The following is a 16441-nucleotide window of genomic DNA, read 5'->3' as shown; positions in this document are numbered from 1 at the left end:
ACCACCGTCATAAGCTCAGCCCGTGGAGAGTAGGCAAGGCCAAACACCGCCCGAAATAATTCTTATTTAGTATAGATTCTCGGTTAACTGAATCTGAGGTTTAGTCTGAGAGAAGTGGTTAAGTGGCTCGATCTAGATAGCTCTAGTGCTCTGTGCCCGTCCATCTAGCCAATTCACCTGGCGAACTGTAACTGTTACCCTTAAAGCTGCTTATGAGCAAGCGTCTGCCTCAAACCACAGCCTATGTCCGCATCACGCACCAGTCTTGGCAGCAAGGCAAGATTGAAGGAGAAGTGCGTGCCAGCGAGTTTGAGTGGCAGTTTCAGTGGCGGTTCAGGCGCGGCGAACTGTCGGTTGAACCGTCGTTAGGACGCGCTTTGATCAAAGAGCCACTGACTCGCTTTCTCGAAAAGTGCGACTACCAGCTAGAGCCGGGTGGCGATTATTCTTTTACAATCCGAGCTGACCTCTAGATCCTCACTGAACCATCTTTGGGTCGCTCTCTACAACCTCGTGGGTTTTCAAGTCATAGCCCATTACAGTCGAAAACACTTCCTTCACCAAAAAGCGCCAGAATTTACCTGATTCCAGCGCTTACTTGGCTATTTGATGAGCAAATTTGCTCAAGAGGGCGTCAACCGATAACCTACCAGAGGCCGCGTACAGGTTGAGCTGCCCCATTATCATCATCATCGTCATCATCCACAGCAGCAGGGGCCGGAGCGGGGGCCGGAGCGGGTCGGGTCTGCTGCACCGTGGTTTCTCGACGAATTACCGTTGAGGACGACGAGCTAGAAGATTCACTGGAACCAGCCGCTCCAGACGTGACGCTGTCAGACGTTGTGGTTTCAGAGGCAGGTCTAATCGCTACAACTGAATCATCTCTCACGGTCAATACAACTTCCGAACCCACTTCGAGGCGATTGCGCTGCTGTTCAGCCTGGGAGAGACTCTCCTGGAACTGATGACCTACCAGAACGCACTGCTATTACCCTGGAGGCAATCCCCCGTTGTGACGCTGCCATTGCCCTATTCAGAAGTGATTTCCTGGCCAATGAATCCAGTCGGAAGTTTTTTCATGATGCCCAAAAGACTGGACTTCGTATGTTTTGGGTCGTGAATCTGATGCATGATGATCGACCGGATTCCGATGACTATCCGATTGCCTTTCTGTGGAGCCGAATTATTGAACTGACCTTGGGTGGACCTAAGTACACAGGACAGTCGCTTGCCGATTTTGCCCGTTATGATGTCTATTTTGTCAATGCTCAGAAGGCTCTAAAAGGACGTTTCTCAAATGATCAAACTCTGCTGCAAGAATCAGGAATTTTGTTGCTTGAAGAACGCTTGAGGGACTTTCTATTAAGAGAGCGTATGATTGGTCACATTCAGCGATATGTAGAGCTGGGTGTCAACCGGGCTGATACATTGCGGCAAACGATCGCTAAATTTAAGGGAACCCTCTCTGCAGATCAGAAAGAACTAATCAAAGCAAGGGAGTCGCTTGAACCCAAACTCGCTGAGTTGAGGAGACGTGGGCAGAGTTTAGACCACTTAATTGATCGGTATCAGCAAGAGATCCTCAATGTTGTGGAACTTGAGTTTGATGCCTATGGCAACAGCTTGGCTGAAAAACTTCCGAAGTTGCTCAAGCAGAAAAAACTGAAAACGCTTGAGGGAGGAAACCAAGCCTTTTTAGCGTTGCCCAACCATCAGAAAAAAGTTACAGATGAAGTTAAGCAGCTGTTTGAAGCAAGCTTAGAGGATTTGGGTAGTGAACTCACTAGTCGGCTGGAGTCACGTATCAAAGCCATCCTAGAACGAATGCATGGTGAGGTTAAGGATCGAATAACCGAACTGAGTCGGGAATACACCCAATTGAAAGCTCAGATCCCAGGCATTCCGCTTTTGCAAGAGAGTGAAGTGTATGGTTCTGCCGAGCGTGTCTTAGCAGCATTGGCTGGTTTACTGCTTGGCGATCCGGCGGGAGTTGTATTTGGTTCGGCATTGGGACTACGGGGGCTGCTTACAACCCTGTTAGTTCAAATTACTGCGTGGATCACATTTTTAGCCACAGGTAGTCTTGCTGTTTTCTGGATTGCCATTCCGGTCCTATTAGTATCTGTTATCCTCACTGGTGGCTTTGGACTTGAGGATCGCCTTAAAGATAAAGCGGTTGAGAGGTTCCTGAAACTCTACAGTTACAGACGATCTGACATTGATGCAGACAAGGAATTCCAGAAGCTCAGCTCCGAAGAGCGCAAAAAGATTTACCAGGCCACCAAAGAGTATCAGCGTCAAGAACTTGTTGAAAACATTCGAGTAGAACTGAATAGAAAGACTTTTGAGGAAGTTCGTAGTCAGGTGAAAGCTTATATTGATGAAGAGGAAAACATTATTCATCAGACCATTGAGGAAGGATTGAAGGATGAAGCTGAAAAAGCTCGGCGTTTGCATGAGTTCAGCCAACTTGAAGCCAAGATATCTTCTGCCAGAGCTGACCTCAAAGATGTTTTAGTCAAGGTCAAGCAACTGGGTTGATCGAAGGTGGCACCAATTGCCCAATGCTCCTTTCCCTTTACGAACTCAATGCCCCTATAAAAATTGCAATGTGGATATGAACAAACACGCTAAGACTGCCGACTCAACTGATATCTGGACACGCCATAGTGATTTGTTAGAACAACTGCGTGATCTGATCCAGGCGATTCAGAAGACGGATGCAGGGATGATAGAAGATCTGGATTTGCTAAAGATACTCCAATGTTGGACTAACAACGTTACTTTAACATTTGGTGGTTGTTTCAGTTCTGGCAAGAGTACCCTGATCAACGCCCTGCTCCGTCGCGCCCTACTGCCGACCGCTAAGATTCCAGAAACGGGAACACTCTGCCGCATTCAAGCTGGAGCAGCGGATCGGGCTGAAGTGATCAGTCAGTCAGGAACCAGACCAATTCCTTTGACCACTGAAGCTATTGCGGCCCATGTTTCACTCATTGACCGAGCAACTGGCGAGAGTAAGCAACAAGTTTTGGGAACCGAGGAAGTCAGGCTGCAAGTCACCCATTCCCATATTCCCCAAGGACAAGTCATCCTTGATAGCCCAGGCATTGATGACTCAGGCGTGATGGATGCTCGTGCTGCGCAGGCAGCCTCTCGGTCTGACGTAATCTTGTGGTCCCAGATCAATGGCTCGAAAGTATTTGGTGTTATAAGATTTTTCGTATTCCTCACCGTAGAAGCGAATATTCGGGAACAGACCTAGTAACGCCACTTCTACAAAGGTCTGAATTGAAAGATCGGCATCGCTAAGGGCGGCGGCAAAAAAGTTATCGGCCTGTTTAGCAGGGTGGGCTACAATCTGAGCCTGGATCTGGCGAGCGTAGGCGGCAGCGACTCGCAGATGGGGCAAAAGCAATTCCAGGATTTGGCGGGGTGTAGGTTGAGACATGGTTGGAGACTGATTTTGGATTTTAGATTTTGGATTTTAGATTTTGGCTTGACTAGGGGCCTAGGGTTTGTCAAATAGTTTAGAACGCAAGCACTCAGTGCAAGCGTCTCGCTAGTGCAGGCTAGATGCCCGACTGCATCTACCGTTTAATCTGGTGGACCCACTGAATAGCAGTAATTGGAACAAAAAAATAAAGACACGACAAATGACTGATTGCAACCCCCATGCTATCAGGCTGTCAGAATCTTTAGCGTAGCTATGCCCACAGGGCTGTAGATTCAAAACTTATAATTCAAACTCTAAAATCCAAACTCTAAACTCTAAAATCCAAAAATTTATTCACACAGCGGTTTTGCATCGTTGCGCTCAACGAGTGCCAACACTGGATATTGCTCACAGTTGTAGAGGGGCATCAGCGGAAAAACAGTGGCAAAGGCATTGCCCAAATCAACCGGAGTGAGCCGATCTAAAGCACAGGTGGTTTGATTCGTTTGTTGGTTAGCTAGACAAGTCTCTAATTCAGTTCTGTATTGTTGTGCTAGCGGATCGGTGGGCTTTAGGGCTAGCGCTTGCTTGAAGGCGTTGAGGGCGTCAGGAAAGCCGGATCGGCCTAGAAGCAAGGCGGCAAAGGCTTGGCTGAGCCAAGCTCGATAGTTCTGGGCTTGGGACTCTTTCGCTAACACTTGATCGCCAAAAATCTGGATGGCGTCCCGGTAGTTGCCGGCTCTTGCATTGAAAGAACCGTGGTTGTAAATTAAATTCACCGAGGCAGGATTGATGGTCTGGGCTTTTTCAAACAGGACATTCGCCTGTTCGTAGTCGGTTTGGGTAAGCGGATTTTGATTAATTAAAAAAGCGAGTAGTTCGGCTAGAATCGGCCAGTCGGATGCCGACAGCGTCGCCGCATCCTGTTCTAGATATAGGTTGATGGCTTGGCGATAGGTTTCGGAATAGGTAGGATTATCTTGCAATAACTGGGTTAATCCTAGGTAGAAGAACGCTTGAGGATCACTGCTGCGAATCTTGATCGCGGTCTGAAAGTCCTCTACGGCTCGATTCAGAATTTTGGCTGCATCAGCAGATTCGTGCTTCCATAACAGCATCAGGGCCTGACCTCGGTTTTTCAATGCCTGAGTATCGTTGGGCTGACGGGCAATTACCTGACTACAGGCTTCTAAGACGCGATTGGCCGCTACAACTAGCTGCACATCCGACTGGGCTGAGGTAATCGTCGTATTGCAGGAAGCAATTTGCTGCGCTTGTACTGAGCGGTAGTAGCTCCAAATTCCACCCAACAGCAACACCAGCACAGCTGCCAGCCTGCCAAACACCACCGGGCGATTGGTTAGCCAGGCTGAGGATGAGGGAGCTACGGTGGGCTGATTCAGGGCGCGCAGATCGTCGAGTACTTCCGTGGCGCTGAGATAGCGTTGATCCGGATCATGGCGCACCAGTTTGGTCAGAATGCGGGCGAGACCTTCACTAACGGGCACCATTGGCTGATCGGAGATGGTGAAGCGCCAAATAATTTCGCCAGTCTTGCGGTCGATGGTGAGATAGTTGGGTTGAATGCCGGTGAGAGCTTGAATTCCAATCATGCCAACCGCATAGAGGTCGCGGCTAAATTCCGATTTTTCTGGCTGTAGGACAGTGCGCTCGGCCCATCCGGCTGGCGGGTAGTAGCTGGGGACTCCCACTAAACGGCTGATCTGGCCTAACCGCTGTTCTAAAGGCTGCTCGAAGCGTACTGTCCTACGGCCAGAAAAATCAGCCAGCTCGGGCACCCCCTGCAGAATTCCAAAGTCGATTAACACGAGTTTGCCGTCCTGCTGGCGGCGCTTCAGGTTGGCGGGTTGCAGGTTGAGGTGGGACAGGTTTTGGCGATGGACAAATTCCAGAATTTCTAGAATATCCATTAGCAGGTGAATCACCTGCGTTTTGGATCCAGCTTTTGTCGTTCTTTCAGAATCACTTCAATGGTCTGCCAGCCAATTCCCTCCACAGTTTCTAGATCGACAGCATCCGCTTCCCAGGCCACTGAAACACAGCCAAACTGTTCGTGCAGACGCTTGAGCAGAATGGTGCCAACTCCTGGAATTTGCGACCATGCTAACCAGTATGCCCGTGCCGTCACTGCATGCTCCTTCTGCGTCTGTAAACCACGCTTTTGTAAACCACTGCTTTGAAAACCATCGCTCAGAGCATCTGTTGGTCAGGCCAATTTAGCAACCGACGCCCAGTTAAACCTGGCTCGGCCCATACCAACTATTCAGCCAGAACTCGTGTGCTTGAGCCGGTGTCAGCTTCAGTATGCCCAAAAGCATTGACTAGCTACAGGAGGATCTAGACCACTGTCTGCTGCTTGGATTGCTGCTTGGATTGCTGCTTTGACTGTTGTTTTAGATACTCGAACACGCTCTTGTCTCCAATATCGGGAGGAATGGGCTGAAAGGCTTTTCGGAGAGCAAAGATTACGAATAGCACGGCCCAAGCAGCCAGCAGGATTTTTTCTACGATCAGCGGTAGAACGCCCAACCAATGGCCAAGCAGCAGCAGCGGCACAATCAGCGTTAAGAGTTTGGTTTCTAACCGATTAAAACAAAATGCTTCTTTGAAAAAAATGCCCGTCAAAGCAGCGAAGGTGAAGCCAACGCCCAAAATGGTCTCTGGATGCTGATACACCGTGACAGCAAACGGTTCGGAGTAGAAGTGAGCCACTAACAAGGATGTTATTGTACCAATCAACCAAAAGATCTGGAGTGCTCGATGCAATGCGGCCAGATAGATATGGATGGTTGCTAAACCCACCCCTAGAGCAACCGTAAATAGGGTGTAGAGCGGAGTCACCGCCATCTGCACGGCTGGATCATTAGCTCGCCAAAGCACCAGTGTTGCCCCAATGGCAAAACACAGCGCGGCTACCATCAGTCCGGCTCGATAAATCACCACTCCTCGTCGATCCGCAGCGGTAATTGTAAATTCGCCAAACTGCCCCTGGTAGACTATAAGTTCTATCGATTCCGTCGCTGCACTCATATGCATCACCTTGAGTCCTTCACTCCCTAGGATACTGTGAAGCAGAGAGCGAAGCAGAGAGCAGTAGTGAAAGACGGAATCTTGAGTTTTGAGTGTGCTGCGATCGGCAGAGGGATAATGCTGACAAGAAACGAGGAGCAGGGGCGGCTGGGCCTTGATACAACACAGAATCACCAAGTCGGGCAAAGATTTGCCTGCTGGGTTGGAGGAAACCGCCAGCGGCGCATCAGCCTCTTTGCCCTCGTTCCTTCAGTTCCAACTATTTGCTGTCGATACTCAGCAGTTCCACAATCGCCCGGTGTTCTTCGGGTGGATTAGCCGGCATGATTTGGCGAGTATCCGTAATTAACCAATCGAGGGCGGCAGCCTGCACATCGATCGCGGCTCCCGTCTTATCGACGCAGTAACGACCGTACACTAGCTTATCCACCAAGCGCACCCCCGGCCCCAAGCGAGAGTATTCAAAGATCACGCTATTATCTACCGTGGCATTGCTACAAATATGGCAGCTTGGGCCGATCATCGCCGGACCAATAATGGTGGCACCATCTTCAATCCGGGTCATGCCGCCGATGTAAACTGGGCCTCGAATGTCTACCTTGTCCCAATTCACGGCTACGTTCAGGCCAGTGTAAATTCCCGGCGCAACTTCCTGTCCTGGGATTTGCACATTTTTGATTTTGCCGCGCAACACATCTCGAATGGCTTGCCAGTAGTCGGGCACTTTGCCAATATCCACCCATTCAAAGTTCATGGCCATGGCATAGAAGGGAGCGCCTTCCTTCACGAGCTTAGGAAAAAGCTGGCCACCAATGTCATATTCCACACCCGAGGGAATGTATTTGAAAATCTCTGGCTCAAAAATGTAAATCCCAGTATTGATGTTGGTGCTCAATGCCTCAGCCACTGAGGGTTTTTCCTGGAAAGCTTTGATCCGCCCCTGCTCATCTGTCACTACCACACCATAGCTAGAGACTTCTTCTCGCGGCACGGTTTTGGTCACAACAGTAGCGATGGCTCCCTTCTCCCGATGTTGACGCACTGCTTCGGTGAGATCGAGATCGATCAGCGCATCACCACAGAGAACCACAAACGTATCGTTAAAGAAGGGGTTGAAATCCTGGAGCTGGCACAGGGGCTGGCAGGGGTGATGAAGCTGGCCTAGCCTGGATAGCCTGCCGTTGCAGGATTGCCTGCACAGCGGCAGAGAATTGGCAAACTGCCGCTGGTTCACCGGTTGGAAGCAATAGGGTCTGTAACAGGGTCTGTAACAGTTGGGTATGTAGGGCTTGATTTTCAGCGATGGTTTCATCGATTCGACCTGTTGGCAAGGATGCGATCCAGGCGAGGTAAGTGGCGGCAAAATTTGACTGCTGCTGCACAGCGACTCGAAGATGCTGCTGCGCCAGTTCGGGTTGCTGCAGACACAGCCAAGCCCATCCCAGATCGGCATGGAGCATCGGGCAATTGGGGTGCAGTTGGACTGCTTGCTGGAAGTGGGGCAGGGCTGTTTGCCAAGCTTGTAAATAGCCGAAACAGACGCCCAAGCAATAATAGCTTTGCCAGTCTGGCGCTAGGTTGACTGCCTGCTGGGCTGCCGCAATCGCCTGCGGATAATCCCCCAGCTTTTGCCAAACCTGACTCTGGTAGCGGTAAGGCTCTGCCCAGTTTGATTCTGCCCAGTTTGATTCTGTCCAGCTCGGCGAGACCCGGTTTGCCTCTGCCAAACTTGAGTGCATATCAATCGCCTGCTGCCACCATTGGATCGCTCCATCTAAATCGCCCTGTAATGCCACTGCCCGCCCCAGTAGCACATACAGCTCCGGCTGATCGGACTGAATTTCTAGGGCTTGATGGCAAAGAATTTCGGCTAGATCGGGTCGGCGTCTTAGCTGCTGTTGAGCTTCGGTTTGCAACAAATGCCGTAGAGCAGCGAGTTGTTCTGCTTCCTGGTCTGCCTCCAACCTCAGCATGGCCGTTAGCCAGACTGATTGAGCCTCGGCTTCGTTGCCTTGCAGCAAATGCAGTAACCCCAGCCGCCAATAGGCAGCCAAAACTTCGGGATGGGCTAAAATTGCCTGCTCGCATGCAACAATCTCTTCTAGCCGATCGGTCTCGTCAGAGTCTGTGGGTAGGTATGAAAATGGCGATGGATCATTGGACATGGATGGAAGGCGGAGAGACTATTTGCAAGTCATCCCATTCTAGATTTTGGTTTTAGATTGATAACCTCACGAGTATGGCTGCACTCAGGGTGACAGAAAGCAGGCAGCAGAGGAGTTTTAAGCAGCGAGCTGTGGGATCTCGTTTTGAGTGGTAGCAGATTAGTAGATCCCATCGCAGACGGGATTACATCAAATGAAAAATCACTCAGGAAAAAATCATGTTTCCCCAAGATGGCTCCGTTACACTACGATCAAGATTTCCGGATTGACTAGCACCCAATCTGTTCAGATTACAAGCAATACGGACCAATCACAGACCGATCAAACAGCCGATCAATCGCCACTTTTGCCTCTAGTTTTCTTTAGCCAATGGGTTCTCTAGCATTCTCATGCGGATTCGACACGGTATTTCGCCATCTTTTAAACAACAATTAGGGCTAGAGCGCACTTCGCTGCAACTGCGGTTGACCGTAGGCATCACCACGATCGCTCTGTTAGGTATTGGCAGCATTGGCACCTGGACGGCTTGGCAAATGCGAAAAATGCTGGTTGTTGATCATAAGGAAACGATGGCGACAGTGGCCACCCATGTGAGTCAACGACTTGCGAAGACTGACCCTGATGCATGGCAGCCCGTTTTGGATGAGTGGGCGTCTCCGAATCTGTGGCTGGCTGCAAAGCGGTTCGAAGATGGTAAGGTACTGGCACGTTCTGGTCCTTTGGTCGATTTTGCCGCCAAGATGCCTGCTATACCGTGGGCGCAGACTTCCAGCAACCCAACCGTGCAGCGCATTGACGGTCGCCAGATCGTTCTCTGTCGTAAACCTGTGACCCGCACTGGGCAGCTCTTAGGAGAACTGTATCTCGCCCGCGATGTCACCCATGATTACAATGTGCTCTCAACGCTAATCAACACCCTGCTGTTTGCCACCCTGCTAGCGCTCGCCGTAATTGCTGGACTGATTGCTATGTACATCCGCCGTTCGCTGCGCCCCCTGCGGCAAATGAACCAAATGGCTAGCGCTCAAGTAGGTAAGCCACAGCCGCTGTCCCTACCTGCTCAGCTAGTGCCCGTTGAAGTTGAGGGATTTGTGCAGGCCATGAGCAGTCTTTACAATCAGTTGTCGGAAACCGGAGAACGCCAGCGGCAATTCACCAACAGTCTGTCTCACGAACTGCGGACTTTTATAACAATCTTGGGTTTTGAGTTTTAAGTTTTGGGCGATGGTGGAATCTGCATTACAGTTCGACTGGTAGCCCAGTTAGAAAGAAGTGGTATTAGAAGCAGCTCGGTTGATCTTGATTCTGAGTCTGCTGCAATTGGGGACGCATCGCAACAAGTTGAACAAAATTAACCCAATCGTAACTGCTCAATTCAGTCATCTCACCATTCCTTGAAAACCCTGTAGGAAACGCAGCTTTAGTACCATCAATAAGAAAATGACGAGCGATATTGTCGGAGATAGCAAAGGCATCATTGGTCTTGATGGCCGTCAAACCGTTTTGAATTACACAGCCTATCCTTTTCGTACAGTTGGGCGAATTTTGGCCCGCTGGCGGGGTCTGGATGGACAGCTCTACACGGCGGATGATATGATTCTTAGCTCGTCTGGCACGATGGTGAGCAGATATCATGTTTTAACGGCTGGACACGCCTTTCACAATAAAGATTTGGGCGGTTTTGCTGATGTGGTTGAGTTTATCCCCGGGTCCGGGGGTAGGGCGATCAGCAATCGGTCAGCAACCGATACCTATGCCGCCAGTAACGAATGGTTTGGTCGAGCCAAAGCAGCTTGGATGACAACCTTTGCCAACTGGTCAGCCAATCAAGATTTGGACTGGGATCTGGGAGTCCTTACCCTGGATCGCAACCTAGGCAATCATACGGGCTGGCTCGCCTATGGCTACACAGATACCTTGGCGGCTGGCACTAGCGTCACGGCGACGGGTTATCCAGGCGACCGATTTGATGCGGATCGAAACGGGGTTTGGGATAACTACAACATGTCTACCCAAACTGGGCAAATTACTAAACCGACAACTCATCAATTGCAGAGTACGCAACTCGATTACATTGCCGGAAATAGCGGTGGTCCTGTCTGGTTAAATAGTAACCAAACCATTTACGGTGTTGTCTCCCACAGCGATTTGAATGCTCAAGGACTGGCTGTTTCCAATGACGCCACCCGGATTACTAAAGATAAATTCGATACCATCAACAGTTGGATTAGCCAGGACAATCAAATCCGTCGCCCCACGGATCGTCCTGATCTGGTAGATTATGACCGCTGGTTTGATACTCAATTTGGCCGCTTCAACAAACTATCAGTCAGGTCAGGAGGAAGCTTTAGCGTCACTGCCTATCCCCGCAACAATGGCACAGCTCCATCAGGCAATTTTACGGTTTCGTTCTATGCCTCTACCGATCGCAGTGTGACCAATACCACAGGATCTCACTGGCTACTGGGCAATGCCAACATCTCATCACTAGCCCCGTTTAACTGGCGAACTGTGACCTGGAGTGGTGCGTTTCCTGCAGTACCAACCGGCAATTATCATATCATTGCCTTCTTCGATCCAACCAATGCAGTTCCTGAGTTTGACGATAGCGCCGACAGTAACCAAAAGGTGTTTGCCCAGAAGTTGACCGTTTTGCCGACCGCACCACTTTCTAACCCCTCGCCTCCTCAATCAACCCTAAAGCTGGGTACTACCCCCTCAATTAATCTTGGATCCAACCTAATCGTTGGCTTAGGCAGCGGCAATGGGGGCAGCCAAAAAGGAACAGCGGGCACCACCCTAAAAGCGCTGAATCAAATTCGCCAGTCAGGCCAAGCTGCAGATGATTCGCTGATCGGTAGTCGTGCTGATGTCTGGAACGCGATCAAAGATGATTGGCTCAACATGGCCAAAGTTGCCAGAGGCAGCGCCAAGGCCGACAGCTTCCGGCTCAGCTCTACTACTCCCACCTTAATTAGAAACTTCAGAGGAAGACAAGGTGATCGGATCCTGGTACGGGAAGGCTTCGACTATCAGATCGACACGGCTGACTATGGGTTAGGCACGCGAGCAAAAGATACAGGAATTTATCAGGACAATGAACTCATCGCCCTCCTACAAGATGCTAGAGGGCTTAGAACACTCACCGCCAATTCAAATCTTCGCCTCCCCTTGAATAACTCTTGAAACTACAGTATTCTTAGGGTAAACGAGGCTGTGTAAGACAAGGGGAGCTAAGAACTGGAGCGCGCTTCGTTATGCGCAAGGTTCTGATGCTCCCCTTAAGCTGTTTAGATTAATTGTTTGAATTAATTGCTTTAGATTAATTGTTTGGGTTACTGTTTTAGCCATCAAGCTGCTGCTATAGCTGGAAGAAACACTCGATGCGCCCAAAGTAGGACTACCAGCATCGGCGGCACCACCAGCGCCAAAAAGGTTGGATCGCGCCACGCCAGCCACCAGCTCACCACGGCAGCTAGCCCAAACAACCCTACAGCTAAGGCAATATAGCCTCTAGAGCGTTGGACCACGGCTGGAAATCCCCAGCGGTAGAATTCGCGCACGGCATTCCATTCTTGCTGCCTTGAACCTTGATAGATCTGGGAATAGGCACGGGTAGCCAGAGCTTGCAAATTCTGCACGATCAAGTCACCGACCTGCTGGGTGCGAGCACGGGCGAGATCAGCAACAACCGAACGATACAAACTCGCCAAGGTTTGAATTTCACTAGCGCTGAGGGATTTTAGACCCCGTTTTTCCACCTGATTGAGCAGCGCATCAAGCTGTTTCCAACTCTGTTCTCGACGAGCAATCCAGCGCTGAATGTTCATAAACCCTGTAGCAATCGCAGTTTAAACCGGGAAAACTGACACCAGCCTAACCGATTCCCTACAGCTGAACACTGTTTCACTGGGTTTTCGCTGGGTTTTCGCTAGCAGTCTGCATCTTTTATGGTTGAAGTGGAAGCAGCATACTTGAGCAATGTGGCCGAGCTATCTTCTGTAAAGAAGAACCGCAAGATTAAGGAATCTAGCTCGTGGGAAGGGTATCGTCTTGATTAGAAAGGGATTTTCTAGGGCTTGTCTGTATACCAGCAATATACCAGCGATAGTGGAGCAAAAATCCGATGGCTGCCAGTTCTAACCTTCAAGGTCCCCTTAGTGTCGGCAATGTAGTCAGTGCCGGGTTACGCCTATACAGCAATCATTTCAAGCAGTATTTTGGCACTGCTCTACTTGCCACCCTATGGGTAATTTTGCCAATTGTAGTGATGGCATTTATCGTTGGATTTTTTGCTGTAGCACAGAATTATTACGCCTTGCTGGGGCTGATTATTCCAGCCTGGATCGTTCTGTTGCTTTACTGTATTGGCAAATACATGGCTGGTTCTGCGGCTATTTCTCGGCTTGCCTTTGGCGAGCTAACCAGCGAACCGGAAACAACTCGCGATGCCAAGCGGTTTACCAACTCCCGCCTCTGGTCGTTTGTTTGGATGTCGCTGCTGCTGGGACTGCTCTACTTCAGCGTTGTGATAGCGGCCTATATTGGTATAGCAATTGTATTTGTGGCGATTTTTGCAGCTTTGGGAGTAAACCCTTTTAGTGCTCCCCAGCCCAATGTTAACGATCCTGGTTTGCTGATTGGGATTGGCCTATTATCGATTCTGCTGATTCTACTGGTACTTGGCTTGCTGCTGTGGCTGGCAGCTCGGTTCGCGGTTCCAGAAGTGGCTTTGGCCGTAGAAACTGAGGTGGGGGCAATCGAATCCCTTGGCCGCAGTTGGCGCTTGACCCAAAAGAATGGTTGGCGCATCATCCTGATCCTGGCTGTCACCTTTCTAATCACCCTGCCTTTAGTTATTCTGATCCAGCTCTTGACCAATCTGGTGCAAGGAGGCTTTGCTGCCGTTGCATCGGACCAGACCGTTGACCCGACTCCATTTTTGCTGCTAATTTCCTATGCCGTCAGCTTTTTGGGCAACGTGTTTATGCTGCCACTTTGGCAAGCGATCAAGGCTGTGATTTACTACGACCTGCGCAGCCGTCGGGAAGGATTTGGTCTGCAACTGCGCGACCGCCAGATTTAGTAACTAGCTTTGTTGATTGGATGCAACTTTTTTTGCTCCAGCTCTCCTCGCAACCGCTGTCTTGACTATGCCCTTGTTCAAACAAGTTAAACTAACGACTCCTGAAAGCGTTGAGCTAGAGTTTACGCTGGCGGGCATCGGCAGCAGAGCACTGGCTTTGCTGATCGACTATCATTTGCTGGGCGTGGGGTTAGTCGGATTTTGGATCCTTTGGATCATTTTTGCCAACCGCTTGATGACCTATCTCAGTCGGCTGGAGATTAATTACAGTCAGGTGCCGCTGTGGCTGTTGGCGATTGGTCTGTTAATTTCGTTTATTGTTTACAGCGGCTACTTTGTTTATTTTGAAGTTGTTTGGCAAGGGCAAACACCAGGCAAACGGTTTGCAAAGATTCGGGTGATTCAAGATGACGGCAAACCCGTTGGTCTATCGCAAGCAGCACTGCGAGCACTCCTGCGGCCCATTGACGATATTCTGTTTATTGGCGTTTTCTTTATTTTCTTCGGTCAGCAAGAGAAACGAATCGGCGACTGGGTAGCAGGGACGCTGAGCGTTCCACCACCATCCGGCCACGTCCAAGAAATCCTCTTATCTGGCCCCACGCACTTTGAATTCCGGGGCCTGCTACGAGGATGATGCCAGCCGCTCCTTTCTGTTCCGCGTATGTTGCCGGGTCAGCCCAATCAACCCCTTTTGTGCCTGTCAGGTCGGACTGGGTCACACCATCTGGCATTCTTGTTAGGGCATTTCTATTCGGGAACCCACCGTCAAAAAGAACTACGATCTTTCCCCGTACGTCCACGCCTTCGTATGCATCTATATTCTTTGACTTGATCATCCATCCGTGGCGTGCATAGACCAATTTTCCGTCAGCCTTGCCATTTCCGTTCACCCGAAAGAAATCGGTATTGAGCGAATAATCCTGCCCTCCTAGCGAGAGCTTGTTATCCGCGGGATCGATAGACTCGATTCGTAAAGCCATCTTTTGGAAAAAGGTGCCGTTGTCGCCTGCCGGCTTGAAGCCCCATCGTGAAAGCTTCATCTTCAAGAATTCAGCCGTAACGTCAAGACCCTGGGATGGCGTGTCGCGCCCGGCCATTGCATCAGAGGCAATGAAATGTAGCCAATTGCTTAGCTGATCTGCCTGGATAGTTTCGGCTATTTGCCGCTCCTGTGGCGAAATGCGGATGGGGGCCTGTGCCAGCGCAATGGATGGCACGAGCAGAACAATAACAAGAAAGAAATTATAAATTCGTTGCTTCATTTATTCTCCAATTTGAGAGGGTTTCTTTGAAGAAATTGATACGTCAAAAAAACAGATTTGTTTCTTTTCAGTTGCCGATGATCGCTATTTTGTTCTTGTCGGCCAGAGCGATCATTTCGTCACGATCGAAGATGAGTGTTTTCCCGGCCGTCACGGAAAGGCACGTCGCGCCTGCGGCGATCATCGTCTCGACAGTTGGCACACCTACTACAGGGACGTCAAAGCGCATATCTTGATCGGGCTTGGCTACTTTAACGACCGTTAGTTTGCCGTTGGCAAGCTCTCCGGCCCGGCGAATAGTGGCGTCGGTGCCCTCCATTGCCTCCACCGCAACACACGCCTTAGCTCTGACAACGATCGTCTGGCCTAGATCTAATCTGGCGATCTCAGATGCAACATTGAGCCCATATTCAATATTCTCCTGTTCGACCTTGGTCGGAGATCGTTTAGTTATTGAACCTTCCGGAGCTAACTTGTCTTGGATGAAATAAGTAGAATCGATCAGTTCAATCCCTTCTCTCGCAAGTTCTGCTGCAACTCCTCCGATCAATGCATCGGTATTGCGTTTCGGCAAATTCCATAGCATTTTCAACATCCGGGCATCGGGTAGCGAGCCTGAAAAGATCTGTATGTGCTTTACCTGTCCGGCCATGATCGCTCTATTTACACCTTCGCGCTTGAAAAACTCGATCATTTTTCCAAGCTGGCCTATCCCGACCCATTTGATCTTATCGGCCACACTCTCTATTTCAGGAAACGTCTCTTCCTTGATCGCGATCACGGATAGCTCGACACCCTGTCGCCGAGCACCTTCGATGACAAGAAATGGAAACTGACCGTTACCGGCGATCAATCCGTATCCCATAATTATACTTTTACCGAAGTTACCTTTATTTAAGTCTGCGTGAGTTGAGAATCTTGTATTGCGTATTCCAGCAAATAACTATAGTCGCTAATTTGAACTAATATGCCTATTCTGTGCAAACTTGTGTCGAAGCTTTTCTCGGCCAATGATTCCGCATGACGCCGGTGTTTAGTGGTTTATTTACTCCTAATAAGATGGTTTGGCCCGCGTTTTCGGGGACGCGGGCCAGGATTTCGGAAGGAATTCCTGTAGGTTGCGCGGAGTTGATAGGCAAAAGGCAGCTATTTATGGTGGATGTACCGGTTGATAGACCTCTCCGCTCGTTCTACTTCGCCGGTTTCGAATTCATCTTTTCGGATCGGACAAGACCGAATTTTTTGACCTCTTTTTCGACCGTGTCCGAGTCATTCTTCAAATAATGTATCTGCTCTTGTAAGGCGATATTCTCGATCATCGCTTTCTTTATTTCATCATTCAGGCGTTGGTGCTCTTCAGTTTCGCGTGCATGGTCTGACCAGGCCCTGAAATTTATGGTAAGGCACAGCAGCACCAGCATCGTTACCGCTGAAACAC

At 49.9% G+C, this 16441-nt stretch carries 16 protein-coding genes; 7 read left to right on the top strand and 9 right to left on the bottom strand.

Going from position 1 to position 16441, the window contains the following annotated elements:
- Positions 1-212: 212 nt before the first annotated feature.
- Positions 213-473, top strand: coding sequence for a DUF3146 family protein (locus tag JVX88_RS21830; RefSeq protein WP_036005539.1), 261 nt, complete (start codon positions 213-215; stop codon positions 471-473).
- A gap of 173 nt (positions 474-646) precedes the next feature.
- Here the strand turns inward: JVX88_RS21830 and JVX88_RS21825 are convergent, their stop codons facing one another.
- Complete coding sequence (locus JVX88_RS21825; RefSeq protein WP_211620231.1) at positions 647-913, bottom strand: hypothetical protein; 267 nt, start codon at positions 911-913, stop codon at positions 647-649.
- Positions 914-1332: 419 nt separating this feature from the next.
- Here JVX88_RS21825 and JVX88_RS21820 point away from each other — a divergent pair, with 419 nt between their 5' ends.
- Positions 1333-2541: a hypothetical protein gene (locus JVX88_RS21820; protein ID WP_211620229.1), complete on the top strand. Its 1209-nt coding sequence runs from the start codon at positions 1333-1335 to the stop codon at positions 2539-2541.
- Between the two features lie 76 nt (positions 2542-2617).
- Positions 2618-3265, top strand: coding sequence for a dynamin family protein (locus JVX88_RS21815; RefSeq protein WP_211620227.1), 648 nt, complete (start codon positions 2618-2620; stop codon positions 3263-3265).
- Between the two features lie 521 nt (positions 3266-3786).
- Here JVX88_RS21815 and JVX88_RS21810 read toward each other — a convergent pair.
- The 5 genes from JVX88_RS21810 to JVX88_RS21790 all read right to left on the bottom strand — a co-directional run bounded on the left by JVX88_RS21810 (position 3787) and on the right by JVX88_RS21790 (position 8652).
- On the bottom strand, positions 3787-5367 hold the full coding sequence (locus JVX88_RS21810; RefSeq protein ID WP_211620225.1) for a tetratricopeptide repeat protein: 1581 nt from the start codon (positions 5365-5367) through the stop codon (positions 3787-3789).
- Between the two features lie 11 nt (positions 5368-5378).
- Positions 5379-5585, bottom strand: coding sequence for a hypothetical protein (locus tag JVX88_RS21805; protein WP_211620224.1), 207 nt, complete (start codon positions 5583-5585; stop codon positions 5379-5381).
- A 209-nt stretch (positions 5586-5794) separates the two neighbouring features.
- Positions 5795-6487: a DUF2301 domain-containing membrane protein gene (locus JVX88_RS21800; RefSeq protein ID WP_211620222.1), complete on the bottom strand. Its 693-nt coding sequence runs from the start codon at positions 6485-6487 to the stop codon at positions 5795-5797.
- 259 nt (positions 6488-6746) lie between these two features.
- A complete protein-coding gene (locus JVX88_RS21795; protein WP_317134407.1) occupies positions 6747-7577 on the bottom strand; it encodes an NDP-sugar synthase in 831 nt (276 codons plus the stop codon).
- Between the two features lie 10 nt (positions 7578-7587).
- A complete protein-coding gene (locus JVX88_RS21790; RefSeq protein ID WP_211620220.1) occupies positions 7588-8652 on the bottom strand; it encodes a tetratricopeptide repeat protein in 1065 nt (354 codons plus the stop codon).
- 389 nt (positions 8653-9041) lie between these two features.
- Between JVX88_RS21790 and JVX88_RS21785 the strand changes: the two genes are divergently transcribed.
- Complete coding sequence (locus tag JVX88_RS21785) at positions 9042-9866, top strand: hypothetical protein (protein ID WP_211620218.1); 825 nt, start codon at positions 9042-9044, stop codon at positions 9864-9866.
- Positions 9867-10092: 226 nt separating this feature from the next.
- The gene (locus JVX88_RS21780) at positions 10093-11838 is read left to right on the top strand and encodes a trypsin-like serine protease (RefSeq protein ID WP_211620216.1); all 1746 of its coding nucleotides are present in this window, start codon (positions 10093-10095) and stop codon (positions 11836-11838) included.
- Positions 11839-12002: 164 nt separating this feature from the next.
- Here the strand turns inward: JVX88_RS21780 and JVX88_RS21775 are convergent, their stop codons facing one another.
- A complete protein-coding gene (locus JVX88_RS21775) occupies positions 12003-12482 on the bottom strand; it encodes a DUF6576 domain-containing protein (protein WP_211620213.1) in 480 nt (159 codons plus the stop codon).
- A 296-nt stretch (positions 12483-12778) separates the two neighbouring features.
- On the opposite strand from JVX88_RS21775, the gene JVX88_RS21770 reads away from it, so the two are divergent.
- Positions 12779-13738, top strand: coding sequence for a hypothetical protein (locus JVX88_RS21770; RefSeq protein ID WP_211620212.1), 960 nt, complete (start codon positions 12779-12781; stop codon positions 13736-13738).
- Positions 13739-13754: 16 nt separating this feature from the next.
- Complete coding sequence (locus JVX88_RS21765) at positions 13755-14375, top strand: RDD family protein (protein WP_263975203.1); 621 nt, start codon at positions 13755-13757, stop codon at positions 14373-14375.
- A gap of 695 nt (positions 14376-15070) precedes the next feature.
- On the opposite strand, the gene JVX88_RS21760 is transcribed toward JVX88_RS21765, so the two are convergent.
- Together JVX88_RS21760 and JVX88_RS21755 are read right to left on the bottom strand one after the other, a co-directional pair.
- Complete coding sequence (locus tag JVX88_RS21760) at positions 15071-15868, bottom strand: LpxI family protein (protein ID WP_211620210.1); 798 nt, start codon at positions 15866-15868, stop codon at positions 15071-15073.
- Between the two features lie 325 nt (positions 15869-16193).
- Entirely contained in the window at positions 16194-16424 is a 231-nt protein-coding gene (locus JVX88_RS21755) for a hypothetical protein (protein WP_211620208.1), read from the bottom strand.
- Positions 16425-16441: the final 17 nt, after the last annotated feature.

Source organism: Leptolyngbya sp. 7M (genome assembly GCF_018128485.1).
This window is presented reverse-complemented; position numbering and strand designations above follow the sequence as displayed.

Coding starts and splice junctions, on each gene's coding strand:
- JVX88_RS21755 (WP_211620208.1), bottom strand. CDS start 16,424: ATGCTGGTGCTGCTGTGCCTTACCATAAATTTCAGGGCCTGGTCAGAC.
- JVX88_RS21775 (WP_211620213.1), bottom strand. CDS start 12,482: ATGAACATTCAGCGCTGGATTGCTCGTCGAGAACAGAGTTGGAAACAG.
- JVX88_RS21780 (WP_211620216.1), top strand. CDS start 10,093: ATGACGAGCGATATTGTCGGAGATAGCAAAGGCATCATTGGTCTTGAT.
- JVX88_RS21760 (WP_211620210.1), bottom strand. CDS start 15,868: ATGGGATACGGATTGATCGCCGGTAACGGTCAGTTTCCATTTCTTGTC.
- JVX88_RS21800 (WP_211620222.1), bottom strand. CDS start 6,487: ATGAGTGCAGCGACGGAATCGATAGAACTTATAGTCTACCAGGGGCAG.
- JVX88_RS21815 (WP_211620227.1), top strand. CDS start 2,618: ATGAACAAACACGCTAAGACTGCCGACTCAACTGATATCTGGACACGC.
- JVX88_RS21770 (WP_211620212.1), top strand. CDS start 12,779: ATGGCTGCCAGTTCTAACCTTCAAGGTCCCCTTAGTGTCGGCAATGTA.
- JVX88_RS21810 (WP_211620225.1), bottom strand. CDS start 5,367: ATGGATATTCTAGAAATTCTGGAATTTGTCCATCGCCAAAACCTGTCC.
- JVX88_RS21785 (WP_211620218.1), top strand. CDS start 9,042: ATGCGGATTCGACACGGTATTTCGCCATCTTTTAAACAACAATTAGGG.
- JVX88_RS21790 (WP_211620220.1), bottom strand. CDS start 8,652: ATGTCCAATGATCCATCGCCATTTTCATACCTACCCACAGACTCTGAC.
- JVX88_RS21830 (WP_036005539.1), top strand. CDS start 213: ATGAGCAAGCGTCTGCCTCAAACCACAGCCTATGTCCGCATCACGCAC.